Consider the following 1,145-nt stretch of genomic DNA (forward strand, 5'->3'; position numbering starts at 1 on the left):
GGAAGTACCACCTCGGCGCCGAGGGCACGTACATCCAGATGTTCGGCGACAACGACATCACCGTGTCGCTGACGGCCAACCCGTCGCACCTCGAGGCGGTCGACCCGGTCCTCGAGGGCCTGGTCCGCGCCAAGCAGGACATCCTCGACAAGGGCGAGGACGGCTTCACCGTCCTGCCGCTCATGCTGCACGGCGACGCCGCGTTCGCCGGTCAGGGTGTCGTGGCCGAGACGTTGAACCTGGCACTGCTGCGCGGGTACCGCACCGGCGGCACCGTGCACATCGTGGTCAACAACCAGGTCGGCTTCACCACCGCCCCGGAGCACTCGCGTTCGTCCGAGTACTGCACCGACGTCGCGAAGATGATCGGCGCGCCGATCTTCCACGTGAACGGCGACGACCCCGAGGCCTGCGTCTGGGTAGCCCAGCTCGCTGTCGACTTCCGGGAGAAGTTCCAGAAGGACGTCGTCATCGACATGATCTGCTACCGCCGTCGCGGTCACAACGAGGGCGACGACCCGTCGATGACGCAGCCGCGCATGTACAACCTCATCGAGCAGAAGCGCTCCACCCGCAAGCTGTACGTCGAGTCCCTCGTGGGCCGCGGCGACATCACGCAGGAGGAGGCGGACAGCGCCCTGAAGGACTACCAGCAGCAGCTGGAGCGGGTCTTCGCGGAGACCCACGAGGACGCGCCCGCCTCCGGCGGGGAGGGCCTCCGCCCGGCCGAGGACCGGGACGCGGCCCCGGAGGCGCCGGCGTCCACGGCCATCTCGGCCGAGACGCTGCGGGCCATCGGGCAGGCGCACATCGACGTGCCCGAGGGCTTTACGGTCCACCCCAAGCTCGCGGCCCTGCTCGAGCGCCGCGCCAAGATGGCCGTCGACGGCGGCATCGACTGGGGCTTCGCCGAGCTGGCGGCCTTCGGCTCGCTGCTCATGGAGGGCGTGCCGGTCCGCCTGGCGGGCCAGGACTCCCAGCGCGGCACCTTCACGCAGCGCCACTCGGTGTTCCACGACCGGATCACCGGCGACACGTGGGCGCCGCTGAGGCACCTCGCCGAGGACCAGGCGAAGTTCTGGGTCTACAACTCGCTGCTGTCCGAGTACGCCGCCCTCGGCTTCGAGTACGGCTACTCCGTGGAG

1 protein-coding gene is annotated in these 1,145 nt (G+C 69.6%); it reads left to right on the forward strand.

The features are described from left to right. On the forward strand, positions 1-1,145 hold a 1,145-nt coding region (locus ACFWJO_RS40365; protein WP_386873345.1), incomplete at both ends, for a thiamine pyrophosphate-dependent enzyme.

Origin of the sequence: Streptomyces sp. NPDC127092 (assembly GCF_042722475.1) — a bacterium.
Classification (GTDB): domain Bacteria; phylum Actinomycetota; class Actinomycetes; order Streptomycetales; family Streptomycetaceae; genus Streptomyces.